We start from the raw sequence: 26311 nt of genomic DNA, 5'->3' as shown, positions 1-26311 counted from the left end.
TTATAAATTTAGGTAGGTTATGAGTTTAGATATCATTGTATACATTTTCTCAGGCGGCGTTGGTGGTGGGATTGTCTCCTTTCTCTTAAAGTCTTGGTTTGAAACTCGGCTAAAAAACAGTATCAAGCATGAGTATGATAAGCGACTACTTGAGTTAAAGGCATCCATTGATAAAGAGTCGAGTTTATTATCAATGCTTCAAGCTAATTACAGCCACAAAAACAACCTAAGTCATGAGCGTACGCTTAACGCTATAGAGTCATTATGGGCTGGAATTTTAGTTATAAGAGAACTCAAACCAAGTATTTTGACTGTCGTCGATGTGTTGGTTGAGAAAGAGTTCGGTACTGATTTTGGCACCCATAACAATAACAATGTAGTAGATATAAAGGAGTCCGACATTGCTGCACTTTTTTCCGAAGAGCTAAACCGTCAGTCGTCCAATAGGTTGTACGCTGGAGACTATTTATGGTCTCTATTTGCAGGTTACAGACAACTAGTCGGGCGTATCTCATATGTAATAAAAAGTGGTCGTGAAAATAAAAATGTTCCTATTTGGTGGGAAGATAAACTGTGTAAAAACCTAATTTCCTCACTCTGTTCAAAAGATGAGCTTGATGAGTTTAACGGTTTAAAATTTCAGCGAATTGCTTGGGTTTTAAATCTTATTGAGCACAAGTACTTACAAGCGGCGAATAAAATTATAACAGGGGAAGCCTCCATCGACTTGGAAGCCGATTTATCATCGAAGCTGAATAAAGTAATAATAGAGAGAAGCTTAATGGGTAAAAATTTATAACAATCTGTTTAAGAGTGATTCGCAACGCGTGGCATTTTTACTATGCGTTGCGTTTAGTGTTTAAGGTGGTATGCAGCGGCTTTTGTATTGCGTTGCTCACACCTTAACAGGGCGTTAGGCACCAAAGAGAACAAAATTAAGAGGAATATATGGCTATAGAATCACCACTTTTTCAAAGTGCGATGGAATTGATTGGGCACTCAATTACCCATTACAACGGAAAAAAGGAGCTAGATCGAAAACTACTGATATTGCATCTTGCGAATGCCGTTGAGTTAATACTGAAAGACTTGGTTCTAGATGCTGGCGATTCGATCTATAAAAACCCTAAAGAGACAATAACAATTCAAGGCTGTTTGTCATCTTTAGAGAAACATAATGTTGAATTACCGTTGTTGAACAAAATTGAACTCTTAGTTGATGAACGTAATGCTCTGCAGCATCGGTTCGGCTCTCCTAATGAATTGACGAGCATATTTTATATGAACATTGCTCAGACCTTTTTCAAAGAAGTTCTCAAATTGCACTATGACCAAGAGTACGACGAAATCATTAAGCAGTTTACCGATGAATCTGACTTGATTGCTTTTCGAATGAACGAGCCTACAAATGACCAAGAATTAGATAAGCTAAAAGACTTAGCAAAATTACACCCACTTGGTGCTCTGCTAGCTGCGTGGACATATTTCGAAAAGGAGTTAGACCTATTCATTGAAGAAGTTGGTCTAAACTATCGCCGTAGACGTGTTTCAACGGTAGAGCTGACTCGTGGCACGTATGAATCTATGGGGTTAGTTATTCCTGCTGAGCTTATCGATGACTTGATTGAAATAAGGCGTGTAAGAAATATGGCTGCACATGGAAGAATGGAGCCAACATTGAAACAGGTGAAAGATACAGTTACAACAATTGAAAAGTTAGAAGCTCATTTAGCTACTCTTGATAAAGATGTAATTAAAACAAACGCTCTCGTTGCTAAAGAAAAGTATGAATGTGAAAAAAGTGGTCAAACTACATTTTTAGAACTTTTCTCTAGTGCTGAAACAGGTGCCTAACAATCTGTTCAAGAGGGATTCGCAACGCGTGGCATTTTCACTATGCGTTGCGTTTGGTGTTTAAGGCGGTATGCGAAAGCATCGGTATTGCATTGCTCACCCCTTAACAGGGCGTTAAGCCTCTTCCTATAAAGTTGGAGTTACAATGATAAAAATAATTGGTGATTGGGGTGTTGAATCGTTGGCTCCAGTACAGGAAATAGCAACATTTACATACAAGATATTTGCCAATTTTGTTGGTCATGAATTGGACTGCGATATCCGTACCTATAATAATCCTCTACAGGGCTATCCTTTAGCTCATTACGACAAAGTTGATGGAGACTTTGTTATTACCCTATCGTGTGATTCTGGTGAGTATTGGGCTCAAGTTGCTTACCAATTAGCCCACGAAATCTGTCATTTGTACTCTAATCACAGTCAACAAAGAAATCATAAATTTAAATGGCTAGAAGAAAGCTTCTGTGAGGCAGCCTCTCTTGCTGTGTTGTCTTATATGGCTGAACATTGGACCGAGTTCACGTTAGGGAAAGTAACCCCTAGTTTTGCAGGCGCAATAGATGATTATGTGCAAAACCTGAGAGCTAAGGCGACTCAGACTTTTAAAACCAGTAAAGAGTTTACTGATTGGTTATCGTCTAATATGGAGTTACTTGAAGCTAGCTCTACAAATCGTGAATTAAATCGTATAGTTGCATTTTATTTATATGATGAAGTGCTGAGCATAGAACCTTCAGTATGGGCAATTGTAGAGACACTAAATACCTGGGACTGCGGCTCGGACAGTAATTTTGACGAGTTCAATTCTTCTTGGAGAGCAAAGTGTGAAGAGTTTTCTCAAAAACTCGACTGTGTTGACTTGTTAGCTACCAAGGCTTAACAAACTGTTTAAGAGTGATTCGCAACGCGTGGCATTTTTACTATGCGTTGTGTTTGGTGTTTAAGGTGGTATGCGGGAGCTTCAGTATTGCGTTGCTCACACCTTAACAGGGCGTTAGTACGGGTTTGACATCAAAGGTCATAAGTTTTGGTGTTTATCTGTTTTGGCGTTTGTCTTTACACCTTTCAGTTTGTACCTTTCACGTTCTTTCCAGTGGCACTATATGCGGAGTGTTTGCTTTGATTTCACCATTTACGGTGTCTAACTCTTACCCTATTTCTTTAGCGCTTCTTCTCTTTCGTGGCTTTTACTAAGTCAGAATTGTCTTTCTTTGGTATTGCCGTCGAAGTGCGAGGATCGAATCCTTTTCTAATTTGAAGCCAGTGAAAGTAGGGCAGTTCAATGCATTTTTCTTCTAGCCAACTTTCGTCTTTCAATCGAGGTAAAGTTTTGTAGCTGCCCGTCTCACTTCAGTGTTCAAAGCCTTTCATATTATGCCACTTTTCAATATCTTGGAGCGCATAAATAGAAGTAGCGCATGTACTAACAAATTGCTTAAGAGTGATTCGTAACGCGTGGCATTTTTACTTTGCGGTGGCTTATGTGATTAAGGCGCCGTGCGGTAGCTTTTGTATTGCGTTACTCACACCTTAGCAAGGCGTTAGTTCCCCAGAGGAAGCAATCAATCCGTAGGGAATTTTTGTTTCTGGTGGAGTACACGCATAACTCGGATGATATCGCCCTCGAGCCAGTAAGACACAATCATCGAAATCTCAGGAATAATGAGCAATCGTCCGCGGATGCCATCTCGTTGTACACCCATTAAAGGTTGTTCAAGCAAGTTTTCTACTTTTGCTTCAATGAGGTTGTCAGTTTTTTCTGCCGCATCAGGGTTAAAGTCATAGAGAAACTCGAAGATCTTTTCACGATCATTAAGTGACTCTTCTTCCCATAAAATCATTGCTTACCTCGATTACGGATTCTGGCTTTGCGCTCTTCCATTCGAGACTTAGCAGTTTGGTGCTCAACGAAAACGGATTTTCCTGAGTCAAACTTCTCAAATGCTAGGTTTACTTGTTTAGTTAGCCATGCATCGTGAGATAATGTTTTTCTTTGTTGTTCAGCGAGTTGCTCTGTAAGTTCACGGCAAGCATCACTTAGAGTTCGACCTTGGCTTTCAGCCATTTGTTGAGCTAGGCGTTTTGTTTCTTCATCAACACGAAATTGAATTCTAGTGTCCATGATATATTCCTTTGTTGGTGTGTGTACAAATGTTAGCACTAGGCTTTGAGATGGGCAACTAACAAACTGTTTAAGAGTGATTCGCAACGCGTGGCATTTTTGCTATGCGTTGCGTTTAGTGTTTAAGGTGCTATGCGTTGCGTTTAGTGTTTAAGGTGGTATGCGGTGACTTCGGTATTGCGTTGCTCACACCTTAACAGGGCGTTATGCGTAATTGATGGAGTACCGAGAATTAGATGGAAGTAGTAGAAGCGGAAAAATCGGATTTAGATTCATTCTTTGTGTATCTAGAAAATCAGCTGTCTGAAAATGGTAATGGAGAAGTTCCTCTTTTCCAGCCAATGTCCAGAGAGCAAAGTGAAATTCCAGAAACAACAAAAGATAAGTTTATCCAAGGCTTTTCTCATCAGTTTGGCGACTTAGGTTGGAGAAAACTTTGGGTTGTAAAAGACACCTCTGGAAATATCAAAGGTCATATCGATCTTCGCCACCACAGTGATGAAAGCTGTTCTCACAGAGTTCTATTAGGTATGGGCGTAGATGTTTCTTGCCGGAAGCAAGGTCTTGGTCAAAGACTCATTGATGCTGTTATAAATTTCTGCCAAGAAAAAGCTGAAATTGACTGGCTTGATCTTTGTGTATTATCAGAGAATTTCCCAGCAAAGAACCTCTACCTAAAGGCAGGGTTCAATGTTGTTGGAGAGTTCAAAGATCAATATAGAATCGACGGTTTGTCAGTCTCGGAAACAGCAATGACAAAGTACGTCAAAAATTACGCATAACAAACTGTTTAAGAGGGATTCGCAACGCATGGCATTTTCACTATGCGTTGGTTTTAGTGTTTAAGGTGGTATGCGGCGGCTTCGGTAATGCGTTGCTCACCCCTTAACAGGGCGTTAGGTGATTTCTCATAACTTAACCTCCGAACCACAAAATTGAGGTTCGGAGGTTAGTGGGGTTATAGTTGTCCTAAGTCGATTTTTTTAGCAATCAACTTCATGGTGTCTATCATTCCATGCTCAAACAGTAGCGAATCAGTAAAGGTATACGACTTAGACCAAACGCTTTCGGGTTCTTTTCGGTCGAGTGTTATAAATGCATATCCACCACCGCCATTGCCATCGGCATTAAAAGCACGCCTCAGCTTTAACCGTTCACCGTCTACAAGCCCTTCGTCATTAAATGTGCCTTTGGGTAAGCCGCCTTCGGCTTCGGTTTTGAAAAACTTACCTTCTAAGGTGTCTAAGAACCACCGCAAGCCATATTTTGGGAACTCGATTTGGTAGTGTAGCCATTCGCTTTCGCCGTCTAGCTTATCGGTAAAGTATTTCGCGGTAGCAAGGATTATGTAGTCATCAACCAATAAAAAGTAAAAGTTTTTCGTTGTTTCTTCATCATCCGGTACCGTAGCAATCAAGTTTGGGTCTTGAGCAACTGTGAGTGGGTTGATTTCTTTAAACTGCTTCATCTGTCTGCTCCGTTTCCGATATTAATCCTCATAATGGCTCCTGCCTTCTCTAGTTCTCCTAGCGTTTGTGGGTTTTTATCCCACGTAAAGGTTTCGGGCGGGCCGTATTCCAGTTCATCATCAATGTCGCCAAAAGGCGTCGTATCATACTTAACATTTAAATCCTTAGTCACGCCGTTACCGAGAAAATCTTGGTTTGCGCCTAAACCTTGTTCTATTTGGTATCGGGTTCGCAACGTGTCAGTCTGGTTCGTAGTAAAGTCGAGCTTTTTGCAATATTTAGTAAAATCTTCTTGTTTCTTAATGTCGATGCCGCGTTCTTTAGCTGTTACTTTTACCTGCTCATAATAGCGACTGAACTCTGGAGTCAAACATGGTTCAATTAAATCAAGGCTGTCTGAAAACTCGCTACCGAGTTGTGTCTTTGCGTGTTTTCCCATCTCTCCGTATGTAGGGATAAAACTGACCATATCACCGAGTTCGGCGGCTTTTTCATGGTCAATCAACAGTATGGTGTAATCGCATGTTGGGTCATAGTCTCGCCCGACTGCTTTGCATATTGCTTCTGGGTCAGTATCGCCATGCTCTGCTTGTGTAAAAGTGGTAGTCCAATATCGTCTGGTCTTTCCCTCTGAGGGTGGTCCAATATAGCCCTTGTCCCCAGTCCATTCTGATTCGACCACTCGAAATAAGAAACGCTCATCCAAGCCCTTTGCAACCACTTCTCTTTTATCCGCAGTGGTGTAAGGTGAACCCGGTAATGCTGCACCACCTTCACGAGCGGCATCGACATAAGACTTGGCTTCCGCCAAGCGCTGCTTCGCTTCTTCATAAGTTTTGGGTGGTGGTTGTTTATCGGCTCGATATTTGTCACCGATTAAGACAGTGGGGTTGCCAATGACAATCTTGCCTCCGTGACTGGTTGAGTCTCCCATTCTTCCTGCGGGTTTACCGTTAATAAATACGGAGCCAGATCCTTGGCTTATGGAATCAGGGGGACCGACACAGATGAGGCGGTCGCCTTTACGAGCAGCTGGCAGACCGCCAATTTTTACATTGGGTGAGCCAGCGACTACAGGGCCTCCCACATGCGGAACTTTAGCAGTAACCTTGGGACAGACGTGCATTGATGTTAATGTTGCAGCGGGTTTTCCCATGAAAACATCCTTTTTGTGGGTTAGGTTGCATATCTTAGCCCTTGTAAGGAAACTATCTTCTTTGGCTGGTGTAATATTTGGAAGCAAATCACCTAACAAACTGTTTAAGAGTGATTCGCAACGCGTGGCATTTTTACCATGCGTTGTATTTAGTGTTTAAGGTGGTAAGCGGGAGCTACTGTATTGCGTTGCTCACACCTTAACAGGGCGTTAGCTTTACTCGGAGGCACAATGGAATTACCAACATTTAAGTATCATCCAGATCCCATTAAAACGGGTGCTTTAGAAGTTACAGATGCAAATTGTGAATGTTGTGGTGTCAGTCGTGGCTACAGGGCAACTTCTACTATTTACTCTGAGCATGACATAGAAACTATTTGTCCCTGGTGTATTTCTGATGGCTCGGCGGCGAAGAAATTCGACGGAGAGTTTGCTGATCCACATCCATTGATGAAAGCTAGACTTGATAAGTCTGTGGTGAAGGAAGTTTGCGAGAGAACTCCAAGCTATATTTCATGGCAGCAAGAAGTGTGGCTATCGCACTGTGGCGATGCTTGTGAATTTCATGGAGATGCAGAGAAGTCTGATCTATTACAGGTAAAAGACGCTGAATTAGAGGTTTTACTAAACGATCAGCTAATAGGTATTAATGAGTGGCATCAAATAGTCACTTACTATGAAAAAGGTGGAAACCCAGCAATCTACAAGTTCAAGTGTAGATCATGTGGCATATTTACTTATTCGCTGGACTTTGCGTAAAGCTAACAAACTGTTTAAGAGTGATTCGCAACGCGTGGCATTTTTACTATGCGTTGCGTTTAGTGTTTAAGGTAGTATGCGGAAGCATTGGTATTGCGTTGCTCACACCTTAACAGGGCGTTAGGTTTACGAGTTAACATGGGAAGTTAAAGTGGATAAATCTGAGTTGATAAAGCGACTTGAGGAGTTAGGTGTAGGGCTAGAGCGTTTTACAGTCCAGTTAATCGACTACGTCCATACATGGTCTGAAGCCTATGATCTCATTGTTAGCGCGATTGCGCCTAATTTGAGCGGTGTGGCAATTTATCATATAGGTAGTACAGCGATCCCAGGCTCAATTGCAAAACCGAGAGTTGCTAATCGAGTACAATGCCCTCAAACAGGGCTTAGTTGCAAATGGCGTCAGTAGGCAAGATTATCCTGAGGCTAAAGCAGCTTATATTCAAAGAATACTGTCACTTACATCGTAAAATCATAAACCTAACAAACTGTTTAAGAGTGATTCGCAACGCGTGGCACTTTTACTATGCGTTGCGTTTAGTGTTGAAGGTGGTATGCGGCGGCATCGGTATTGCGTTGATCACACCTTAACAGGGCGTTAGTACGGGTTTGACATCAAAGGTCATAAGTTTTGGTGTTTATCTGTTTTGGCGCTCGTGTTTACACCTTTCAGTTAGTGCCTTTCACGTTCTTTCCGGTGGCACTATATGTTGAGTACTCGCTTTGATTTCATCGTTTACGGTTTCTAACTCTTAGCCTATTTCTTTGGTGCTTCTTCATTTTCGTGGTGGTTTTTAAGAGAACCTTGATTACTTTTAGCGTGGCTGTTGAAGTACGAGGAAAGAATCTTTTTCTAATTTGAAACCAGTGAAAGTAGGGAAGCTCAGTGCATTTGTCTTCTAGCCAACTCTCGTCTCTTAATCGAGTTGAAGTTTTATAGCTGCCCGTCTCACTTCAGTGTTCAAAGCCTTTCATATCATCTCACTTTTCAATATCTTGGAGCGCACAAATAGAAGTAGCGCATGTACTAACAAATTGCTTAAGAGTGATTCGTAACGCGTGGCATTTTTACTTTGCAGTGGCTTATGTGATTAAGGCGCTGTGCGGTAGCTTTTGTATTGCGTTACTCACACCTTAGCAAGGCGTTAGTGTTTACATGAAAATTTACACAAAAATAGGGTAGTTGTATGAGCAAGTCTGTCTATATTGCTGGTAGTTTCAAAAATCTAGAAAAGATGCTGGCTATACGAGAAACTTTGGTCAATGCAGGTATTGAAACTACTATCTCTGAGCCTCTTCAAGCTAATGGTATTGATGGTTGCTTGCAGCGCATTCGAGAAGCCGAAATTACCTACATTCTAAACTTTGGTGGATATGTCGGAAAAAGTGTAGCAATGGATATTGGTTATGCTTTAGGTCTCGGCAAACCAGTTTATGCTCTCGAACCTATTGAAGATCCAGGCATCACTCACTTGTTAACACGTGTTGTCACACCAGATGACGTCATTGCTGAGCTCAGTGGAAATAGTAAAAACTAACAAACTGTTTAAGAGTGATTCACAACGCGTGGCATTTTTACTATGCGTTAGTTTTAGTGTTTAAGGTGGTATGCGGGAGCTTCGGTATTGCGTTGCTCACACCTTAACAGGGCGTTAAACGTTTTTATCAACTTCAGAGCAGTAGTATTTAAAGGGGCGCAAATGAGTCAAAGTGTAATTTCGGATAATTGGTCACTGCAAAATGTTGGTGAATTATTAACCGATGGTATTGACGAAAGCAAATCACATTACATAGCAATCGATAAAGAAAATGACAGTTATTCTTACGAAGATAGCTTGAGTGCCATCATTAATACTGAAGCACTGTTTGATTTGCTTACTGATATAATTTTACGTGATCAGATTTTAGTTGAAGAAAAGTTCATCCATGCTTGGAATCATGAAGGTAATCCATTTCAAGAAGCTGTATCTCAAGGTGTCATCCGACCTTATCCTTTTCTAGTGGACTATAAAAGACTGCAAGGACCACGAGACGAATTTATTGACCGTTTAAGTCTAACATCAGATTTAAAGAAAGATCACGAAGAAAACCGTGTAGGTTTTCTTCAAAATAGATATGCTCCTCATGGTTATTTATCCCAAACTTTATGGGGTGGTGCAGGGATGTTGGCTAGAGGTTTTGTTTATGAAAAAGGATATACACCGCACCCTGTGAGAAAGCGTTTTTTTACTGATGCTGGAATAATGGTTTCAAACGAAGACTCAGTACTAAGACTAAACCGACTAGTCTCAGAGAAAAGAGCTTCTATAGCTTCATTACACAATGCTGGTAGTGAGTTATATGCATTAAATGTAAACATGCTTCCATTGCCAATCAGAGTAATACAAGAGTCAAATACAGCGAGTGATATGATTAAAGTGGCTCTTCAATTAAGAAGTGAGTACCAAGAGCTAAGAGATTGGTTAAATTGCTATCAGCAAGCATTAAGTGATGGCAGCTATAAAGACATGAATAAATTTTCCAAAATTCTTCAATCTATCTCTTTGTACGTTGATTCAACAATTGGCTCCGTAGACTCTAACGCTCCTACATTCACAGCCGGTATTGGTGTACTTAAGGTGGCTGTAAAAGGACAGCCACTAAACACACTAGTAAACCAATTTGGCATTCGTTCCATGGTTAATAAATTGATTCTTAGCCGCAGCGGTACATCAGATCTGAAAAAATATTTGGGCTTCTTTGATCATAAAAATACTGTTGTCGGAATGAAGGTGGTTGAACATTTTTCGCAAAAAAACGTTTAACAAACGCTTTAAGACGGATTCGCAACGCGTGGCATTTTTACTATGCGTTGATTTTTGTGATTTAGGTGGTGTGCGGAAACACAGTATTGCGTTGCTCACCACTTAAGCGGGCGTTAGTCGCCAGAAAAAGCTAGCAATCAAAATCATGTTTCTAAGCTTAAAATTTTGGCTGATGATTGTTTGCTATAAAGGCTCCTCATTGATGATCAGAACTCAGTCTCAGTTGTTTTAAGTCCAAAGTTTTGCAAGTGTCCAAGCGGTTTTTTGTTCTTTGGTGCTGACAGGACAGGGCAATCGAGCGTCTGTTCTTGGTTGCAACTCTGCTCGGTAAGTTTCTTGGTTCAAAAGTTGATTTATTTGCTGAAAGAACGTTTTATCTGGTGTTGTAAGTTCCACGTGGTTTCAGTGACTTTGTTGAAAGTCAGCACTGTGAGATTGGTTTTCCAAAAGCGCTTTTTGGTGTTGTCAGTCCGTTTTCTACGACGTTTTATGTTCCAAGTGGTTTCATTGAGTAGCTGCTTTGAGATTACGCCTGACTTAAGTGCATCAAAGCACATAAAGTTTGTTGTTCGCAAAGTTTAGTTCGGCTTAAAATTGTCGCTCGGTGCCTCGCGACTAACAAACTGTTCAAGAGGGATTCGCAACGCGTGGCATTTTCACTATGCGTTGGTTTTAATGTTTAAGGTGGTATGCGGCGGCTTTTGTATTGCGTTGCTCACCCCTTAACAGGGCGTTAGTCGCCAGAAAAAGCTGGTAATCACAATCATGTTTCTAAGCTCAAAATTTGGCTGCTGATTGTTCGGCTCACAGGTTCATCGTCGTTGGTCCAAACTCATTTTCAGCTGTTTTAAGTCCAAAGTTTTGCAAGTGTCCTCGCGGTTGTTTTGTTCTTTGGTGCTGACATAGCAGGGCAATCGAGAGTTTGTTTTTGGTTGCAACTCCGCTCGTTGAATTTGTTGTTACAAAAGCAGATTTACTCGCTGAAATGACGTTTTCTCTGGTGTGGTAAGTTCCACGTGGTTTCAGTGATTTTGTTGAAAGTCCGCATTGTGAGATTGGCTTTCCAAAAGCGCTTTTTGGTGTTGTCAGTTCGTTTTCTGCGGCGTTGTTTGTTCCAAGTGGTTTCATTGAATAGCCGCTTTGAGACTACGCCTGACTAAAGTGCATCAAAGCACATAAAGTTTGTTGTTCGCAAAGTTTGGTTCGGCTTAAAATTGTCGCTCGGTGCCTCGCGACTAACAAACTGCTCAAGAGGGATTCGCAACGCGTGGCATTTTTACTATGCGTTGATTTTAGTGATTAAGGTGGTATGCAGCGGCATCGGTATTGCGTTGCTCACCCCTTAGCAGGGCGTTATGTGCTTTGGGAGAAAATGGAAATGGATATTCCCGACAGATTCAAAAATGTAAGATACGTTTCATCCCGCATTCCGGGTTGCAAAGATGATTCAGACTTAACGCTTGGAGCTAACTGTCAGGTCTTTGCTTATAACCTGCTCAGAGACTTCGGTCTAAATCCACCTAACTACCGTTCTAGTGAATTGTGGGATGACTCGGAGTTTAGTGAGGTGGTCACTGAGTTTAAGCCGCTAGATATCATGATGTACAACGACTCTACTGACTCATACGGAGCACACGTTGGGGTGTATGTCGGTAATGGACTCGTCTACCACCTTTCTTTATCCAATGGCGTACCCATGTTTGAGCGCCATTTAGACTTACTTCAACAAAGTAAGTATCAGTTTTTTATTGGCGCTAAGCGTATAAAACAGTTTGGTGCATAACGTAAGTACGCACATAACAAACTGTTCAAGAGGGATTCGCAACGCGTGGCATTTTCACTATGCGTTGGTTTTAGTGATTAAGGTGGTGTGCGGAGGCATCTGTATTGCGTTGCTCACCCCTTAACAGGGCGTTAGGCTTTTGGAGAAATAATCAACATGGTTAAAAAGGGTATGCTTCTTCAGCTATTGGATGAACTCCGAAAGCTTGAGGAAAAAGGTAGTGAATTTACAGCTAAAGAAGTGGCGGAATCAGTCGGTTATAGTGTTAGCTCTGTAAACAAATACTTCAACGAAAAGCTCAAGGGCGAGTACATCGTTAAAGTGAGTCGTTCTCTATGGAAATGCAGCGGTATCAATAAACTCTCTAATGACGAGTTTTTCAGGCTCATGTCCCAGAGTTTGAATACACAGTCCAAATCACCTGATGAAATTCTCTCGGATCAACTGATAAAAAGAAGTCATGATGCTTTTACGTTAGCGCTTGAAGTTTATAACCGTCCAACACTGGGGAACCGAGTTGAAGCATTTACCATTATGATGGTAAATGCATGGGAACTCATGCTTAAGTCGGAACTAGCTAAACGAGACGGTGCATCAAGTATTTTTAAAGAGGGTGATTTCAGCATTAGCATTCGTGAAGCTATGTGTAAGCTGCTCGAGTCATCCGACAATGTGGCTAAAAACTTGGAAACGCTGATTGATCTTAGAGACCATGCGATTCATCTGCTAATACCAGAGTTACAACCTCAATTATCTCGTTTGTTCCAAGCAACAGTACTGAATTATCAAAAACGCTATAAAGCGCTAATGGGCAATAGCCCATTAGCGGGTCAAAGCGTTGGTTTACTGAGTCTTATTGTCGATGGCTGTGAACCTGAAGTCGCAGTAATCAAAGAAACTTATGGTGAGTTAACCGCAACTCAAGTGAGAAGCTTTCTGGGCAAATTTACAGAAATGGCACGAGAATGTGACTCTGATGAATTTTCGATTTCTGTAGACTACAAGTTAGCGTTAACCAAAAAGTCTTCAGAGAGTGACTTATCTTTGTCACTGAGTGATGGTGGTGAGAAAGCAATTATCATCCGCGAAACTAAAGATCCAGATGTTACCCACCCATACCATCAGAACACAGCAATCGCAGAAATTAACGTTCGACAAACACTCTTTAAAATTACAAGTTATTCTTTTCAAGCTGTTGTAAAGAAGAACAAAACTCAGAAAGCCAAGCGCTCTAACTATCACTATGAGTTAGATGGGCGTCACAGGTACTCTGAGGCTTTCATTGAATGGTTTGTGAATAATCTTAACCAGAAAAATTGGCTGGACGGTGCATTAAAAAGTCACCGGAACCGTCGAAAAAAAGCCTAACAAACTGTTTAAGAGTGATTCGCAACGCGTGGCATTTTTATTATGCGTTGGTTTTAGTGTTTAAGGTGGTATGCGGCGGCTTCGGTATTGCGTTGCTCACACCTTAACAGGGCGTTAGGGTTCATGAGGGCACAATAGATGAAATATCAAGATGAGCTGTGGGCATATTACGATTCTTGTGATGCTTTTTTAGAAGCCTTTAATCGCTGTGATCCAGAGCAAGAAATGAAGATGCAGAATACTATTGCTCTTCCTGCTATTACGTGTGCTGCTTTTTCATCTGAAGTCGGCTTGAAATTAATTTTGAAAAAGTGCGGTATTGAAAAGAAAGGACATGATTTATTCAATCTTTACAGATCCTTACCGAAACACTATCAAATACAAATTGCTGAGGGTAGCGGGTATCAATCAGAAGACTTTAATTATGAACTTAAAAAAGCTAGATCAGCGTTTGTTGAATGGCGGTATATCTATGAAAAAGACAGTGTAGAAGTAATGAATGTCTGGTTCCTAGGTAAACTTGCAAAGTCCATAAATTATCTGGCTAATCGTCTTAAAAATGAACCCTAACAAAGCGTTTAAGACAGATTCGCAACGCTCGGCATTTTCGGTTTGCTTTGATTTTAGTGTTTACGGCACAATAGTTTAGGTTCGGTGCCCGCGTTGCTCACTACTTAACGCGGCGTTATGTGCTAGCGATAAAATGAGAATATTGAGTATGAATTCATCTTTAAGTGTCCCAACTGACAATCCGTACAAGTTAATGGCGATTGTCGGAGCTGTAATTTTCGTTTTCAGCCTCTATTTCTTACTCAGTCAAACTTACAAATACAACGATATCGTTTTTCAAGCAGCTGAGAAAATTTCAATTATTGAAGCCCAAGATGAGTTAGCTGATAGTGTTAAGAAAGACCGTATTTCGATTGAGAATAAGAAAATTGAAGTCGTGAGTGAAGATAGGAAATATTTTCCTTATATTTGCGGGGTGATTGCTGCTTTGGGTGGATTAGTTTGTGGTATTGGATTTCGACACTGGATATTTGAAGTATATCCAGATGAACAAGCAATCCGTAAAGAGCAATTGAAAAGCTTGCGTTTAGCCAATAGGGCTGCTTCGAGAGTTAAGTTGGGAAAACGCACATAACAAACTGTTTAAGAGTGATTCGCAACGCGTGGCATTTTCACTATGCGTTGGTTTAAGTGTTTAAGGTGGTATGCGGCGGCATCGGTATTGCGTTGTTCACACCTTAACAGGGCGTTATGTGAACAAAACTGAGATTGATGTCGAGTTTATGAAAATATGATGCTCGACAGTTTCTGAACTGGAACAAATACTATTTCAAATTATAAGCTTGGAGCGTCAGCATTGTGAGGTTTGTTTTAGTTGCACTAACACTGAACCATTTCATTTACTTATATTTCGAGCACTTTATCGACGGTGTAATGAGTAACTCTAGCGAAGCAGGTCAAGCTCCTGGATATGGGATGGTTTACTCATTGTTGCTCTTTCCTTTCCAGCTTTTCCTAGAGCTAGTATTAATTGTAGCTTTGCTGTACTAAACTTTAGTAGTTCGTCAATGGAAAGGGAGCATATGGTACTGGTCTCCTTTTTTATTAACGTTGCTTCTGATCCTAGATATTGGATACTGAGTTTGCATGTTCACATAACAAATTGTTCAAGAGGGATTCGCAACGCGTGGCATTTTTACTATGCGTTGGTGTTAGTGATTAGGGTGGTATGCGGCAACTTCGGTATTGCGTTGCTCACCCCTTAACAAGGCGTTATATGCTTTCAAAATCTGTGAGTAAAAGGGAGTTTAAAATGATTCTAAATCATGTCTCAGTTGGTGTTTCAAATGTGCCATCTGCGGTGGTTTTTTACGATTCAGTTCTATCTGCTTTGTCCATAAAACGGGCTCACTACATCGAGAATGTCGCGGCTGCCTACGGCGAAAACTTTGAGTTTTGGGTAGGTCGCCCATGTGAAAATGCAGCCTCTTCAGGTAATGGAACTCACATTGCTTTCAATGCTCCAAACAAAGAAGCTGTTGACCAGTTTTATGCTACTGCATTAGAGCTTGGTGGTGAGTGTGCCGGTAAGCCTGGTTTGCGTCCAGAATACGGTGAGACTTACTATGCAGCGTTTGTCCGCGATGTTGACGGTAACAAAATTGAAGCAGTCTTTATGTAGCCGAAGCTACGCATATAACAAGCAATTTAAGAGGGATTCACAACGCTTGGCACTTTTGTTTCTACTTCAAATTTAGTGTCTACGGTACAATGCGTTAGGTTGGGTGGTGGCGTTGTTCACCCCTTAATTGGGCGTTAGTTTTATGGAGGAAATATTGTGGAAATCTGGAAGTTATTGTTCTTTATACCTGCGTGTTTTGCGCTCAATATGACTCCTGGTCCAAACAATCTATTGTCCATGAACAATGCTCGCTGTTACGGTTTCAAGTCCGCTTTTATTGCTGGGCTTGGTCGTATTGCTGCATTCGCTGTAATGATTGCCTTGGCTGCTTCTGGCTTAGCAGTCGTGCTCTATGCTTCTGAGACTCTATTTCTAACGATTAAAATTGTGGGCGCGGCTTACTTGTTGTGGATTGCCTTTAATCTTTGGCGTTCGGAAGCAAGTCCTGTTTCTGAACTAGAAAATACTCGCAACCGATTAGGTTTGGCTAAACAAGAATTTTTGCTAGCCGCCGGTAATCCAAAGGCGATCTTAATCTTTACCGCCTTTCTACCACAGTTCGTCGATGTTTCAGCGAGTGTAAATGAACAGTTCTTTGCTTTAGGGGCTACGTTCCTCATTTTAGAAATGGGTGCAATATCGATTTATGCGATATTTGGAATTTACTTAAGGCAATGGTTTACGAAGCCGAAAATGGCAAAGCGCTTCAATAGAGGTTGTGCAACTTTTTTGGCTATGTCTGGAGCAAGCTTGTTACTGAGTCGCCAGCAATAAAACTAACAAACTGTTTAAGAGTGATTCGCAACGCGTGGCATTTTTACAATGCGTTGCGTTTAGTGTTTAAGGTGGTATGCGGGAGCCTCGGCATTGCGTTGCTCACCCCTTAACAGGGCGTTATAGCTCAGGAGATAATCGTGGAACCAGAGGTACAGTCGACGGTGTTAAATTACACTCCTTTAATTACAGCTAGTTTGGGGGTTCTTGGTACTCTACTAGGCGTGATGGTCACAAGTTTTGTTAATCACCAAAGATCAAAGCTTGAGCACAAAAATACATTAGAGCTGAAAAATATCGAATTTAAGCGAACAAAATTGGAAGAGCTGCATCTACTTTTTCAAAAGTGGGAAATTGACTTACAGGGTGTGTGCTTGGTTTTTATTCCCGTTTATAAAGGCGCAAATACGGCAGAAAATGCAATGAAATTATCTACTGAAAATCGACTTCAGGAAAAAGGAGACTTTCAGAAGTTGCAAACCATTTTACAGCTACACTTCCCTGAATTGTTCGAAGAATTCGGAAACTTAATCAAATTGCGCGATGAAGTACTAGATTATTGTCGTGAAAACCGGAGTTTCAAGCGTCCAAAACTGGATGAACTAATCAAGGCTCAAGAAGCTTTCGACAATAAAGCAAAGGAACTTAAAGTTCTAATGGCACAACAGGCTAGTGAGCTATAACAAACTGTTTAAGAGTGATTCGCAACGCTTGGCATTTTTGCTATGCGTTGCTTTTAGTGTTTAAGGTGGTATGCGTAAGCTTAGGTATTGCGTTGCTCACACCTTAACAGGGCGTTATATCATCTATTTGAGAAAGAGATTATGAAAAGGTTTAAGAGAGTAAATAATGAGAACAAGCTGTTGGAATATGAGATGGCACAAAACTCTGCTGAACATCATGATAACTTAGTTTGGTCGGTATCAACGTTAACTTGGGGTGTTAGTTCGGTACTCCTTGGCTTCGTACTAAATAACATTACTGACAACGAGTTGGGAGTAGTCATACTGCTGTTTTGTTTGATTGGGGTGTTTTTGATTTTATGTTCTTGGTTGTTTGCTCGTCAGTTCAGAAATATACGTAATCAAAAATACGTTCGCTGTAAAGAGTTAGAAGCGGAACTCGGATTGGTTCAACACACAAACATCAAACATAAAAACGGAAGCCAAAGTGCGCTTTATTCCATCATTATGTTGTTGTTTATCACTACGTGGACAGTTGTGTTTATTAAGGTAGTGGCAATCTTTTTTGGGGTTGAGCTACCGATCATATAACAAACTGTTCAAGAGGGATTCGCAACGCGTGGCATTTTTACTATGCGTTGGTTTTAGTGTTTAAGGTGGTATGCGGCAGCTTTTGTATTGCGTTGCTCACCCCTTAACAGGGCGTTATGTTTAACGAGGAAAATTTCACATTGTCTGAATCGATTAACTTACTGTTCTCGGATGAGAATATAGCAACAACCTTATCTATCGCCGTCTCAACTTTAGTAGCGTTATTCGTATTAGGCGTAAACCAGTGGTACTCCAATCGTCGTGAGCGAAAGAAGATAATCTGCGAGAAAATCGAAGAGTTTTATGAGGCTTCGATTGCTTATACTAATGCTTGCGATCAATTGGTCACTGACATTCAGCTTATGAAGTTCAAACGTGAAAGTGGATATTACTCGAATGACCCCATTGTATACTCACGTTTTGAGCAATCCTTATCAAAAATGGAGATGCTTCATGGGTTGTACTTCCCAAAAGTGGAGTTCGATAGTAATGATTTCTGTATTAAAAAAATGCCAATAATTTGGGCAGCAAATTCAGGCGAGATTGCTAGAAGGACTGTTAATATCGACGAAGTATATAATCAATCGAGAGCACATATCGAGAATAGCTCCCAGTTGTTGGGGCGAGTTTGTAAAGAGTTAATGCGCAAGAATATGCTTTAAACATAACAAAGCATTTAAGAGTGATTCGCAACGCTTGGCAGTTTCGCTTCGCTCAAGTATAGCCAAGCGTCGCTCACACCTTAATGCGGCGTTAGCCAGCACGATAAATCGATAAACGAGAGTTAATATTACATGTTAGATGATAGTCAAAGAAAAACTCTAACTGACAAGATGTTCAAGGAAGAAGAGGTTGGTAGTGGTTACTCTAACACTCTTTTTGTGCGCCTTGTCGGGCTACGCATCGTTTTTACAAATGTAGATTTCAAGTATTGCATTTTTGACGCTGCATACTTAAGAAACTGTACTTTTGAGTCTTGTGATTTTACGGGCTGTAGGTTCATAAATAGCAATCTAGTCGGTTCTGCTTTCAATGGGTGTAAGTTCGATTATGCAACTTTTGAAAAAACTCAAATTGATACAGATATTTTAGAAAGTGGTTGTCCCAGTTCTGAAAATCTAAAGTTGAAATTTGCGCGCTCTCTTCGGACGAACTATCAGCAGCTTGGTGACGCTAAAGCTGCTAATAAAGCTATTAGTATCGAGTTAAAGGCTACAGAAGTTCATCTACACAAGGCTTGGAGCTCAAAAGAGTCGTATTATAGGAATAAATATAAGGGATTTGTTAGGGCGTCTCTCTTTGTGGAATGGCTGGAGTTCAAACTGTTAGATTTCATTTGGGGGAATGGTGAGAGCGCATACAAGCTATTTAGGGCTGTATTTTTAGTTCTGCTATCAATAACAATGTACGACGTGATTCATTACGGTGACCCCAATATGGTTAGTAATTATTGGGCATCATTTATAAAGTCTCCTCAAATTTTATTTGGTATAAATGGGACATCTGAATATTCTGGTGCTTTCTTAGCTCTAGTATTTGCTACAAGACTGATCATGTTTGGCTTCTTTATGTCAATTATCATTAAACGTTTTAATAGGAGATAATTGTGCATATTTATGCTTTTGGTTCTATATGTAGAGGTGACATTGACATAGGTTCTGATGTTGACATGTTGATCATTGCAAAAGGTCAATTAGATAACATAAATCCATCGGATTATTCAATTTATTCGTATGACCGAGTCAAAGAACTCTGGGAACAAGGTAATCCTTTTGCTTGGCACCTTCATCTGGAGTCGAAATTAGTATTCTCACAAGATAGCTCGAACTTCTTGAGTGAGTTGGGTTGCCCTAGCGCTTATTCTGATGGTGAGTCTGATTGTGTTAAGTTCTATGAAATATTCAAATCAGCATGTTACTCAATAAATGAGTCGGCGTTGTCCCGGGAGTTTGATTTATCGACAGTGTTTTTGGCAATGAGAAACTTTGCTTCATGTTACTCGTTGGCATATTTAGAACGTCCTGATTTTTCAAGACGCTCTAGCATAAACCTAGGTGCTTTAAGTGTCCCAATCGATAGAGAAGTATTCGATGTGCTGGAGTCCGCTAGAATTCTCTGCACACGAGGTGTTGGAAGTTCTCTTACAGAGCCTCAAGTGTTTGCAGCAATTGAAAGTCTTCCCCAAATAGAATGCTGGATGCAGTCATTGATAAGAAGAGTCGATAAAGTATGAGTGAATTTAGAAATAGAATTGAATCGCAGCGAGAAGCTGTGAAGATTGTAAATAGTTTCCACTTATATGAGGAACCTCTATTCAGTTTGACAGAAAAATCGATCAACAGATGGGTTTCTATAAACCAAATAGACCCTAAGGCAGTGCATGTAAATCTAGTTATTCAGGCTTCTAAGAAACTGTTCTTCTTGGCTAATAAAAGTCAGGAGCAAGTCACGGAAGACTACAAGAAACTATCGAAAGATGTAGAAGATCTTTTAATTCAAATAAGTCGAGAAATGAGTGCTCTCCGACAAAATGCTGGCTAACAATCTGTTTAAGAGTGATTCGCAACGCTTGGCATTTTTGCTATGCGTTGCGTTTTGTGTTTAAGGTGACATGCGGTGGCATCGGTATTGCGTTGCTCACACCTTAACAGGGCGTTAGCCCACAAGAGAGAAATAAAAAGTAGAGTTCGATGATCAAAGGTAAAGTTGTAGAGTGGAATGACTCAAAAGGTTATGGATTCATTTCGGCATTAAATGGTGAATTAAGAGTTTTTCTCCATATATCAACGGTTCAGAGTAAAGGTCGACGTCCTAAGGTCGATGATGAAGTTAAATTTGAAGTTAACGAAGACAAAAAAGGGCGTTACAATGCCACTAATGTAACAATTCTAGGTTCCGGCTCGGTACCTTCAACAATCATGTTTAGCATCGTTTACTTGGTTTTAGCGAGTACAGCTGTGCTCATGTTAGGTGGTGAGAAGCTGTTCATTGCAGCTTATATCCTGATGTCCATTGTAACCTACGTAATGTACGCAAGAGATAAAAATGCCGCTCAAAACGGCAAATGGCGGACACCAGAAAATACGCTTCATCTTTTATCGTTACTCGGTGGTTGGATGGGGGCATTATGTGCTCAAAATCAACTTCGTCATAAGTCGAAAAAACAGCCATTTAAATCGATTTTGTGGCTGACGATATTCGTAAATATTGGAGCATTTGTTTGGACATTCACGCCATCAGGTTCGGTGTTCGTTCAGAACTTGATTAGCAATTGGTTCTAGCGCTAGCGGTGAGATGTGGGCTAACAAACTGTTTAAGAGTGATTCGCAACGCGTGGCATTTTCACTATGCGTTGTGTTTAGTGTTTAAGGTGGTATGCGGCGGCTTTGGTATTGCGTTGCTCACACCTTAACAGGGCGTTAGTTGGTTCAAGGAGTTGAAGCTATGTATAAACAATCGGAAGTTAACAAAGCATTGATAACCATCCTTTTGATTCTCAGTGCGATTATAGTTTTTACCTCTAGTTATATCGGAGGTGTGCTCATAGCTTTGGCAATCAACCTTGTTATAGGAACATTGTTTTACTCGATGACGATCGAAGTAAATGGGAATAAAGTTTGCTGGTATTTTGGTCTTGGGTTTCTTCGTAAGGAAGTCGAAGTTTCAAGCATTACAGAAGTTTCAATTTATGAAACTAAGTGGTATCAGGGCATCGGAGTTCGTATGTTAAAGGACGGCTGGCTGTACAATGCTTCAGTAGGTAAAGCCCTTAAATTAAAGTTGTCTAGTGGCAAAAATATTTACCTTGGGTGCAAAGACGTTGAAGGTCTTCAGTTAGCATTGGCATCCACCAACTAACAAACTGTTTAAGAGTGATTCGCAACACGTGGCACTTTTAATATGCGTTGGTTTTAGTGTTTAAGGTGGTATGCAGGGGGCTTCGGTATTGCGTTGCTCACACCTTAACAGGGCGTTATGCAATTCGAACAACAATCAACGATGAGAGTGTAAATAATATGAAAAATGATGTTCATTATGTTGAATTAGAAGAAAAAATTAGAGCTATGGATATCCCATCTATGTCTGCATTGGATGATAGCTCTTATCGTGAAGTGATTAAAAGTGAGTTATTCTTCATTGACTCTCATGACATCCTTCGCGATTCCATTACTGGTCATCCTGTGGCAACTTCCATCGAGCAGCTTGAAATCTTAATCGAAGAACTAAGCAGCATGCGTTTGAGAATGGTGTCTAGAAACGAGTAGGTGGTTTTATGTTTATTTTGTCAGTATTCAAAAGTGATGAAGTTGATCAAGAGTATTTTGAAATGGCACTAAATTGCTCTGCTCAAGCGCTGGTTTCCATTCTTGATGACGAGAATTTAGATGTTAGTGTTGATGAAGAAAAGGCGCAGATATATGTAAAGTTGGTTGATGGAGCAAGCCCCAAAAACGCTCTCACTCTAGAACAATTTAAACAGTTAAGTAAGTCTGCTCTCATGGAGAGTGGGAAGCTTTATGATGAGTTCCATCATTTAGAGGCGGTTGAGGAATAATTGCATAACAAACTGTTTAAGAGTGATTCGCAACGCGTGGCATTTTTACTATGCGTTGCGTTTGGTGTTTAAGGTGGTATGCGGCGGCATCGGTATTGCGTTGCTCACACCTTAACAGGGCGTTAGTATTTTGGGAGAGTTATGAAAGAGCTAATTAAAAAAAATGTACTTGAAATAGTATCGATAGTTGTTGCTGTTTCCGCTCTTTTATTTACGGGATTACAGTACTGGTTAACACAAGAACATAATAAGATGTCAGTACTGCCCATAATGATATTTGATTATGAAAAATCAAAAATGGCTATCAGAAATGATGGACTTGGTCCTGCTGTTATTACCGGAGTAGATATTTACTATGACGGAAAGATGGGACGAATGACTGACTTTGATAGTATAGCTACGCCGATTGCAATGGCAATAAGAGACAATAATCTAAAACTGGATCCGAAAGACTATCAAATTAAGTACTTCAATAGTTTTGTTGTAGTGAAAGAAGATAAAAAACTTGAGCTGATTAAGTTAAAAAGCTTTAAAAAATCAAAGCAGTTTGAAAAACTTCTAGAATTAGTTAACTTTGGAGTTTGTTACAAATCAGTATATGACGATAGGTTTTATATTAAGTCTATTGATGCTGAACCTTCTGAAAGGTCTTGTAATTATGACGGTGCTATGAAAATGGGAGAACAATACTACCGTTGGGTAGATCCTATGGAGAAAGTTATAAGTTTCAGTGACATTACTGGAAGATAAAATACTAACAAACTGTTTAAGAGTGATTCGCAACGCGTGGCATTTTTACTATGCGTTGCGTTTAGTGTTTAAGTTGGTATGCGGTGGCATCAGTATTGCGTTGCTCACACCTTAACAGGGCGTTATGTTTTCGGCAGATTTCTATCACAAGGAAGTTTATGTGATCAAAAATGATATAAAATCAATAAATTACCGACTTTGGCTTGTGTTGGCTTTAACTAGCTTTATGCCATTAATTTACTCTACAACAAGAATCTACTTTTTAGGGAGCATCCCAAATACTTGGACATTTAGTATCGCAGCACAAGTTGCATGGTTAAATGTTGGATATGAAGTGCTTAGTGAAGCTTTATTAGTTCCATTGTCATATCTATTAGGCAAGTCTTTATCGGATAGTGCTAATTTTAACTATAAGGGTAAAAAAGCCCTAAAAATCATACTGTCTTGCTATTTTTTTGTAACGCTCTTTGTTATCACTTATACAGAAAATTTAGTTGTTGCTATGCAACAACAGAAAGAGTTGTTTGATGCTACAGTGGCTTATATTAGGCTTGAATCATTAGCAATACTTATTTCAAGTATATATGCTTTTTTTTTATTGGTTCTTGTTTTGAAAAATGAGAAAAAAACGATGTATAAGTTGTTGTCTATACAAGTACTGTTAATGATTTTGTGCGATAGTTTATTAGTCAGTCAGTTACCATTTTCCCGGAACTTTGGTGTCAATGGTGTAGCATTTAGCAATATTATTGTTAATTCAATCTTAGCTGCTGTTACAACGATATACTTTGTTAAGTCTGGTTTATTTTCTAGCTCTTCTAAAAAACATGCACGACAGAGTGTATGGATTAAAGAGTGGGTAAAAATAGGGTGGAAGTCAGGTTTAGAGTCGCTTGTTCGTAATACTGCATTCATTGTTATGATCTTACAACTAGTGAATGAGGTTCAGCAGGCAGGTACATACTGGATAGCAAATCAATTTATTTGGGGGTGGTTGTTACTTCCAGTATTAGCTTTAGGTAAGTTGGTTACGCAAGATGCCGCTACAAATAGTGGTCTATCAAAAGTGAGAGTTCAGAGTTACCTTTGGCTAACTGTTGGAATTGTTCTTGTCTGGGTAATAACATCACCAATGTGGAGTGGATTTATATCTAATGTAATGGGTATTGCAGACCCTAGCAGTATCATTGAACTAGTGTGGTTATTAGTAGCTTTTTATATCGTATTTAGTCTGAATAACGTTATTGATAGTTACTTCTATGGTATTGGTCGTACAGATCTAATGCTCTATCAATCGTTAATAGTCAACAGCTTATTCTATGGTAGTGCTTTTGTGTGTTACCAAGTCGGCATGTTTACCCCTAACCTTGAAACTATTAGTTTAATGTTTGGTGTAGGGATGACAGTTGATGCCATCATTACATGGCTGCTATATCACATACATCGTAATCGAAAGAATGACGGTTTTGTTCTTGTCACGGTGCAGTGCAAGAAAAACATAACAATCTGTTTAAGAGTGATTCGCAACGCTTGGCATTTTTGCTATGCGTTGCGTGTAGTGTTTAAGGTAGCATGCGGTAGCTTCTGTATTGCGTTGCTCACACCTTAACAGGGCGTTAGTACGGGTTTGACATCAAAGGTCATAAGTTTTGGTGTTTATCTGTTTTGGCGCTCGTCTTTACACCTTAAAGTTAGTGCCTTTCACGTTCTTTCCGGTGGCACTATATGCTGAGTATTCGCTTTGATTTCACCGTTTACGGTTTTTAACTCTTAGTCTATTTCTTTGACGCTTCTTCTTTTTCATGGTTTTTACTAAGTCAGAATTGTCTTTCTTTGGCGTTGCCGTCGAAGTGCGAGGATCGAATCCTTTTTTAATTTGAAGCCAATAAAAGTAGGGGAGTTCAGTACGTTTTTCTTCTAGCCAACGTTCGTCTTCCCGACGGGGTAAAGTTTTGTAGCTACCCGTCTCACTTCAGTGTTCAAAGCCTTTCATATCATCTCAGTTTTCAATATCTTGGAGCGCATAAATAGAAGTAGCGCATGTACTAACAAATTGCTTAAGAGTGATTCGTAACGCGTGGCATTTTTACTTTGCGGTGGCTTATGTTATTAAGGCGCTGTGCGGTAGCTTTTGTATTGCGTTACTCACACCTTAGCAAGGCGTTATGTGCTTTGGTGTTGATGACGTATAGATGTACATAAAAGTCATTTTAAATTAGGAAAAAGGAATTACTATGTCCAAAAAGGAATCGAATAAAAGTACTGCAATAAAGTTGGGTTTGTTCATGGCTGGCTCGGTATTTGGTGCAGCCTTGTATATCTTTTTTGCGTTTCCAACATCTTGATTGTTCGGGTTGCTAAATTTCGTCACTTGAATAGTTCATGGTTAGGCTCAGGCTACATGTAGGGATAGAATGTTAGTTGCCATCGTATACATCATTGTCACACTTCTGATGGTTAAAGTGCTTTTAAAGAAGAAAGTATCCAAAAGTGTACTTTTTATTTCGCTCTTGAACTCTATTTTGGTGCAGTTGCGGTAGCCTCTTATATCGATTAGCTGTTCAGAGAGTAAAGGTGCTTAATTTAAGCACGCACATAACAAATTGTTTAAGAGTGATTCGGCACGCGTGGCATTTTTACTATGCGTTAACTTTAGTGGTTAAGGTGGTATGCGGAGGCTTCGGTATTGCGTGCCTCACACCTTAACAAGGCGTTAGCTTTTTAACGAGTGAGAATTTACATTGGAAGTAATAATGAAACTGACAGCACTTTTTAACTTACTTATTAAATACAGATTTATAGTTGTAGCTGCAATAGTAATAATAATATTTACATTTTTTAGCTATTGGTTTACTGGCTTTTTGATTGACGGTGATTACCTTACAAAGTATCAAGAGCTTGAACCATTTGTTAAAGAACTAGTATCAGTAGAGGATTGGTGGCTTGAAACTTTGGTAGGTGGCTGTGTACCCATGTTTCTGGTTTATGGCATTCAATTTTATCTACTCAAGTTTGATTTCGAGCCAGAAAAAAGGGATTTTATTTTTTCTGCTCTGCCATTCATACCAAAATTGAAATGGCTTACGAATAAACCAATTGTTTTTATGCTAGGTACTAGTTCCACATTTCTTGGAGTAGTGTTGTATATTGGTTTGGAGGGAAATACTAAATATCTAGCAGCATTATTAATACCAGCATTACTCTTTGCATTTACCTTTATGTTGAGAAGTGCATCATCACAGATATCATCAGGTAAAGGGTTTTCTAAATTCACTCACAACAATTGTGTATCTATAGGCTGGTTCTGTATTATTTTATCTTTTTCTTGTTGGGTTTATGCAGACGTTGTTTTGCCATTTGCAGATGCTCTTAAGCTTTGGGGCGAGCTAAACAAAAGCTAACAAACTGTTTAAGAGTGATTCGCAACGCGTGGCATTTTTACTATGCGGTGG

31 protein-coding genes and 2 pseudogenes are annotated in these 26311 nt (G+C 40.0%); 27 read left to right on the top strand and 6 right to left on the bottom strand.

The features are described from left to right. Positions 1-19: 19 nt before the first annotated feature. The 3 genes from J4N44_RS10200 to J4N44_RS10180 all read left to right on the top strand — a co-directional run bounded on the left by J4N44_RS10200 (position 20) and on the right by J4N44_RS10180 (position 2734). Entirely contained in the window at positions 20-799 is a 780-nt protein-coding gene (locus J4N44_RS10200; protein WP_252044400.1) for a hypothetical protein, read from the top strand. A gap of 149 nt (positions 800-948) precedes the next feature. Then, positions 949-1854: a hypothetical protein gene (locus J4N44_RS10190; RefSeq protein WP_181146209.1), complete on the top strand. Its 906-nt coding sequence runs from the start codon at positions 949-951 to the stop codon at positions 1852-1854. A gap of 145 nt (positions 1855-1999) precedes the next feature. Further along, a complete protein-coding gene (locus J4N44_RS10180) occupies positions 2000-2734 on the top strand; it encodes a hypothetical protein (RefSeq protein WP_252044399.1) in 735 nt (244 codons plus the stop codon). A 682-nt stretch (positions 2735-3416) separates the two neighbouring features. Here the strand turns inward: J4N44_RS10180 and J4N44_RS10165 are convergent. Next, positions 3417-3695: a type II toxin-antitoxin system RelE/ParE family toxin gene (locus tag J4N44_RS10165; RefSeq protein ID WP_069523642.1), complete on the bottom strand. Its 279-nt coding sequence runs from the start codon at positions 3693-3695 to the stop codon at positions 3417-3419. Beyond that, on the bottom strand, positions 3692-3976 hold the full coding sequence (locus J4N44_RS10160) for a type II toxin-antitoxin system TacA family antitoxin (RefSeq protein ID WP_252044398.1): 285 nt from the start codon (positions 3974-3976) through the stop codon (positions 3692-3694). The genes J4N44_RS10165 and J4N44_RS10160 overlap by 4 nt, the downstream gene beginning before the upstream one ends. 236 nt (positions 3977-4212) lie before the next feature. Here J4N44_RS10160 and J4N44_RS10150 point away from each other — a divergent pair, with 236 nt between their 5' ends. Then, positions 4213-4758 (top strand): GNAT family N-acetyltransferase, encoded by a 546-nt coding sequence (locus J4N44_RS10150; protein ID WP_017634131.1) that lies wholly within the window; start codon positions 4213-4215, stop codon positions 4756-4758. A gap of 176 nt (positions 4759-4934) precedes the next feature. Here the strand turns inward: J4N44_RS10150 and J4N44_RS10140 are convergent, their stop codons facing one another. Then, the gene (locus tag J4N44_RS10140) at positions 4935-5444 is read right to left on the bottom strand and encodes a hypothetical protein (RefSeq protein WP_017191342.1); all 510 of its coding nucleotides are present in this window, start codon (positions 5442-5444) and stop codon (positions 4935-4937) included. A gap of 872 nt (positions 5445-6316) precedes the next feature. After that, positions 6317-6601, bottom strand: a pseudogene (locus J4N44_RS28210) (PAAR domain-containing protein); the annotation flags it as partial. Positions 6602-6832: 231 nt separating this feature from the next. Between J4N44_RS28210 and J4N44_RS10125 the strand changes: the two are divergent. The 4 genes from J4N44_RS10125 (at position 6833) to J4N44_RS10090 (ending at position 10164) form a co-directional block, all read left to right on the top strand. Next, positions 6833-7360: a CbrC family protein gene (locus J4N44_RS10125; protein WP_005445729.1), complete on the top strand. Its 528-nt coding sequence runs from the start codon at positions 6833-6835 to the stop codon at positions 7358-7360. Between the two features lie 151 nt (positions 7361-7511). Continuing rightward, the gene (locus J4N44_RS10115) at positions 7512-7769 is read left to right on the top strand and encodes a GrpB family protein (RefSeq protein WP_240701386.1); all 258 of its coding nucleotides are present in this window, start codon (positions 7512-7514) and stop codon (positions 7767-7769) included. A 778-nt stretch (positions 7770-8547) separates the two neighbouring features. Beyond that, positions 8548-8898, top strand: coding sequence for a nucleotide pyrophosphohydrolase (locus tag J4N44_RS10100; protein WP_010448889.1), 351 nt, complete (start codon positions 8548-8550; stop codon positions 8896-8898). A 162-nt stretch (positions 8899-9060) separates the two neighbouring features. Next, positions 9061-10164, top strand: coding sequence for a hypothetical protein (locus tag J4N44_RS10090; RefSeq protein WP_252044395.1), 1104 nt, complete (start codon positions 9061-9063; stop codon positions 10162-10164). Positions 10165-10370: 206 nt separating this feature from the next. On the opposite strand, the pseudogene J4N44_RS28260 reads toward J4N44_RS10090, so the two are convergent. Together J4N44_RS28260 and J4N44_RS10075 are read right to left on the bottom strand one after the other, a co-directional pair. Then, positions 10371-10633, bottom strand: a pseudogene (locus tag J4N44_RS28260) (hypothetical protein). Positions 10634-10968: 335 nt separating this feature from the next. Next, positions 10969-11292, bottom strand: a complete 324-nt coding sequence (locus tag J4N44_RS10075; RefSeq protein WP_025769024.1) for a hypothetical protein — start codon at positions 11290-11292, stop codon at positions 10969-10971. A 250-nt stretch (positions 11293-11542) separates the two neighbouring features. Here J4N44_RS10075 and J4N44_RS10065 point away from each other — a divergent pair, with 250 nt between their 5' ends. The 19 genes from J4N44_RS10065 to J4N44_RS09905 all read left to right on the top strand — a co-directional run bounded on the left by J4N44_RS10065 (position 11543) and on the right by J4N44_RS09905 (position 26260). Further along, entirely contained in the window at positions 11543-11947 is a 405-nt protein-coding gene (locus tag J4N44_RS10065; protein WP_226975262.1) for a hydrolase, read from the top strand. Between the two features lie 156 nt (positions 11948-12103). Continuing rightward, positions 12104-13315, top strand: a complete 1212-nt coding sequence (locus J4N44_RS10055; protein WP_069530165.1) for a DUF3644 domain-containing protein — start codon at positions 12104-12106, stop codon at positions 13313-13315. A gap of 138 nt (positions 13316-13453) precedes the next feature. Continuing rightward, positions 13454-13885 (top strand): hypothetical protein, encoded by a 432-nt coding sequence (locus J4N44_RS10045; RefSeq protein WP_252044394.1) that lies wholly within the window; start codon positions 13454-13456, stop codon positions 13883-13885. A 148-nt stretch (positions 13886-14033) separates the two neighbouring features. After that, positions 14034-14459, top strand: coding sequence for a hypothetical protein (locus tag J4N44_RS10040; protein WP_029858146.1), 426 nt, complete (start codon positions 14034-14036; stop codon positions 14457-14459). 678 nt (positions 14460-15137) lie between these two features. Then, positions 15138-15506: a VOC family protein gene (locus J4N44_RS10030; protein WP_045392357.1), complete on the top strand. Its 369-nt coding sequence runs from the start codon at positions 15138-15140 to the stop codon at positions 15504-15506. Positions 15507-15662: 156 nt separating this feature from the next. After that, complete coding sequence (locus tag J4N44_RS10025) at positions 15663-16280, top strand: LysE family translocator (protein ID WP_063344807.1); 618 nt, start codon at positions 15663-15665, stop codon at positions 16278-16280. A 140-nt stretch (positions 16281-16420) separates the two neighbouring features. Then, entirely contained in the window at positions 16421-16963 is a 543-nt protein-coding gene (locus tag J4N44_RS10015) for a hypothetical protein (RefSeq protein WP_252044393.1), read from the top strand. Between the two features lie 141 nt (positions 16964-17104). Continuing rightward, positions 17105-17554, top strand: a complete 450-nt coding sequence (locus J4N44_RS10005) for a RipA family octameric membrane protein (protein ID WP_252044391.1) — start codon at positions 17105-17107, stop codon at positions 17552-17554. Positions 17555-17694: 140 nt separating this feature from the next. Then, positions 17695-18216, top strand: a complete 522-nt coding sequence (locus J4N44_RS09995) for a hypothetical protein (RefSeq protein ID WP_252044390.1) — start codon at positions 17695-17697, stop codon at positions 18214-18216. Between the two features lie 132 nt (positions 18217-18348). Continuing rightward, positions 18349-19158, top strand: coding sequence for a pentapeptide repeat-containing protein (locus J4N44_RS09990; RefSeq protein WP_252044389.1), 810 nt, complete (start codon positions 18349-18351; stop codon positions 19156-19158). A 2-nt stretch (positions 19159-19160) separates the two neighbouring features. Further along, entirely contained in the window at positions 19161-19787 is a 627-nt protein-coding gene (locus J4N44_RS09985; protein ID WP_252044388.1) for a nucleotidyltransferase domain-containing protein, read from the top strand. Beyond that, a complete protein-coding gene (locus J4N44_RS09980; protein WP_005448175.1) occupies positions 19784-20095 on the top strand; it encodes a hypothetical protein in 312 nt (103 codons plus the stop codon). Before J4N44_RS09985 ends, J4N44_RS09980 begins: the two co-directional genes overlap by 4 nt. 149 nt (positions 20096-20244) lie before the next feature. Continuing rightward, positions 20245-20835, top strand: coding sequence for a cold shock and DUF1294 domain-containing protein (locus tag J4N44_RS09970; RefSeq protein WP_252044386.1), 591 nt, complete (start codon positions 20245-20247; stop codon positions 20833-20835). Between the two features lie 163 nt (positions 20836-20998). Next, on the top strand, positions 20999-21412 hold the full coding sequence (locus J4N44_RS09960) for a hypothetical protein (RefSeq protein WP_045598181.1): 414 nt from the start codon (positions 20999-21001) through the stop codon (positions 21410-21412). 158 nt (positions 21413-21570) lie between these two features. After that, positions 21571-21819: a hypothetical protein gene (locus tag J4N44_RS09950; RefSeq protein WP_103187132.1), complete on the top strand. Its 249-nt coding sequence runs from the start codon at positions 21571-21573 to the stop codon at positions 21817-21819. 8 nt (positions 21820-21827) lie between these two features. Then, positions 21828-22109 (top strand): hypothetical protein, encoded by a 282-nt coding sequence (locus J4N44_RS09945; protein WP_252044385.1) that lies wholly within the window; start codon positions 21828-21830, stop codon positions 22107-22109. A gap of 141 nt (positions 22110-22250) precedes the next feature. After that, positions 22251-22859 carry a hypothetical protein gene (locus J4N44_RS09935; protein WP_047517920.1) on the top strand — a complete coding sequence of 203 codons (609 nt, stop codon included), beginning with the start codon at positions 22251-22253 and terminating at the stop codon, positions 22857-22859. 124 nt (positions 22860-22983) lie between these two features. Then, the gene (locus J4N44_RS09925; protein WP_353505863.1) at positions 22984-24468 is read left to right on the top strand and encodes an MATE family Na+-driven efflux transporter; all 1485 of its coding nucleotides are present in this window, start codon (positions 22984-22986) and stop codon (positions 24466-24468) included. A 1144-nt stretch (positions 24469-25612) separates the two neighbouring features. After that, the gene (locus tag J4N44_RS09905) at positions 25613-26260 is read left to right on the top strand and encodes a hypothetical protein (protein ID WP_252044384.1); all 648 of its coding nucleotides are present in this window, start codon (positions 25613-25615) and stop codon (positions 26258-26260) included. The last annotated feature ends 51 nt before the right edge of the window (positions 26261-26311 follow it).

This window comes from Vibrio sp. SCSIO 43155 (assembly GCF_023716605.1).
GTDB classification, from domain to species: Bacteria; Pseudomonadota; Gammaproteobacteria; order Enterobacterales; family Vibrionaceae; genus Vibrio; species Vibrio harveyi.
This window is presented reverse-complemented; position numbering and strand designations above follow the sequence as displayed.

What these genes read in the sequence shown, in the direction of transcription:
- J4N44_RS10075 (WP_025769024.1), bottom strand. Translation starts at nt 11,292, where the DNA reads ATGAAACCACTTGGAACAAACAACGCCGCAGAAAACGAACTGACAACA.
- J4N44_RS10045 (WP_252044394.1), top strand. Translation starts at nt 13,454, where the DNA reads ATGAAATATCAAGATGAGCTGTGGGCATATTACGATTCTTGTGATGCT.
- J4N44_RS09980 (WP_005448175.1), top strand. Translation starts at nt 19,784, where the DNA reads ATGAGTGAATTTAGAAATAGAATTGAATCGCAGCGAGAAGCTGTGAAG.
- J4N44_RS09960 (WP_045598181.1), top strand. Translation starts at nt 20,999, where the DNA reads ATGTATAAACAATCGGAAGTTAACAAAGCATTGATAACCATCCTTTTG.
- J4N44_RS10190 (WP_181146209.1), top strand. Translation starts at nt 949, where the DNA reads ATGGCTATAGAATCACCACTTTTTCAAAGTGCGATGGAATTGATTGGG.
- J4N44_RS09970 (WP_252044386.1), top strand. Translation starts at nt 20,245, where the DNA reads ATGATCAAAGGTAAAGTTGTAGAGTGGAATGACTCAAAAGGTTATGGA.
- J4N44_RS10040 (WP_029858146.1), top strand. Translation starts at nt 14,034, where the DNA reads ATGAATTCATCTTTAAGTGTCCCAACTGACAATCCGTACAAGTTAATG.
- J4N44_RS10030 (WP_045392357.1), top strand. Translation starts at nt 15,138, where the DNA reads ATGATTCTAAATCATGTCTCAGTTGGTGTTTCAAATGTGCCATCTGCG.
- J4N44_RS09935 (WP_047517920.1), top strand. Translation starts at nt 22,251, where the DNA reads ATGAAAGAGCTAATTAAAAAAAATGTACTTGAAATAGTATCGATAGTT.
- J4N44_RS10005 (WP_252044391.1), top strand. Translation starts at nt 17,105, where the DNA reads ATGAAAAGGTTTAAGAGAGTAAATAATGAGAACAAGCTGTTGGAATAT.
- J4N44_RS09945 (WP_252044385.1), top strand. Translation starts at nt 21,828, where the DNA reads ATGTTTATTTTGTCAGTATTCAAAAGTGATGAAGTTGATCAAGAGTAT.
- J4N44_RS10150 (WP_017634131.1), top strand. Translation starts at nt 4,213, where the DNA reads ATGGAAGTAGTAGAAGCGGAAAAATCGGATTTAGATTCATTCTTTGTG.
- J4N44_RS09905 (WP_252044384.1), top strand. Translation starts at nt 25,613, where the DNA reads ATGAAACTGACAGCACTTTTTAACTTACTTATTAAATACAGATTTATA.
- J4N44_RS10200 (WP_252044400.1), top strand. Translation starts at nt 20, where the DNA reads ATGAGTTTAGATATCATTGTATACATTTTCTCAGGCGGCGTTGGTGGT.
- J4N44_RS10180 (WP_252044399.1), top strand. Translation starts at nt 2,000, where the DNA reads ATGATAAAAATAATTGGTGATTGGGGTGTTGAATCGTTGGCTCCAGTA.
- J4N44_RS10055 (WP_069530165.1), top strand. Translation starts at nt 12,104, where the DNA reads ATGGTTAAAAAGGGTATGCTTCTTCAGCTATTGGATGAACTCCGAAAG.
- J4N44_RS10160 (WP_252044398.1), bottom strand. Translation starts at nt 3,976, where the DNA reads ATGGACACTAGAATTCAATTTCGTGTTGATGAAGAAACAAAACGCCTA.
- J4N44_RS09925 (WP_353505863.1), top strand. Translation starts at nt 22,984, where the DNA reads ATGTTTTCGGCAGATTTCTATCACAAGGAAGTTTATGTGATCAAAAAT.
- J4N44_RS10165 (WP_069523642.1), bottom strand. Translation starts at nt 3,695, where the DNA reads ATGATTTTATGGGAAGAAGAGTCACTTAATGATCGTGAAAAGATCTTC.
- J4N44_RS10065 (WP_226975262.1), top strand. Translation starts at nt 11,543, where the DNA reads ATGGATATTCCCGACAGATTCAAAAATGTAAGATACGTTTCATCCCGC.
- J4N44_RS10125 (WP_005445729.1), top strand. Translation starts at nt 6,833, where the DNA reads ATGGAATTACCAACATTTAAGTATCATCCAGATCCCATTAAAACGGGT.
- J4N44_RS09950 (WP_103187132.1), top strand. Translation starts at nt 21,571, where the DNA reads ATGAAAAATGATGTTCATTATGTTGAATTAGAAGAAAAAATTAGAGCT.
- J4N44_RS09990 (WP_252044389.1), top strand. Translation starts at nt 18,349, where the DNA reads ATGTTAGATGATAGTCAAAGAAAAACTCTAACTGACAAGATGTTCAAG.
- J4N44_RS10140 (WP_017191342.1), bottom strand. Translation starts at nt 5,444, where the DNA reads ATGAAGCAGTTTAAAGAAATCAACCCACTCACAGTTGCTCAAGACCCA.
- J4N44_RS10100 (WP_010448889.1), top strand. Translation starts at nt 8,548, where the DNA reads ATGAGCAAGTCTGTCTATATTGCTGGTAGTTTCAAAAATCTAGAAAAG.
- J4N44_RS10090 (WP_252044395.1), top strand. Translation starts at nt 9,061, where the DNA reads ATGAGTCAAAGTGTAATTTCGGATAATTGGTCACTGCAAAATGTTGGT.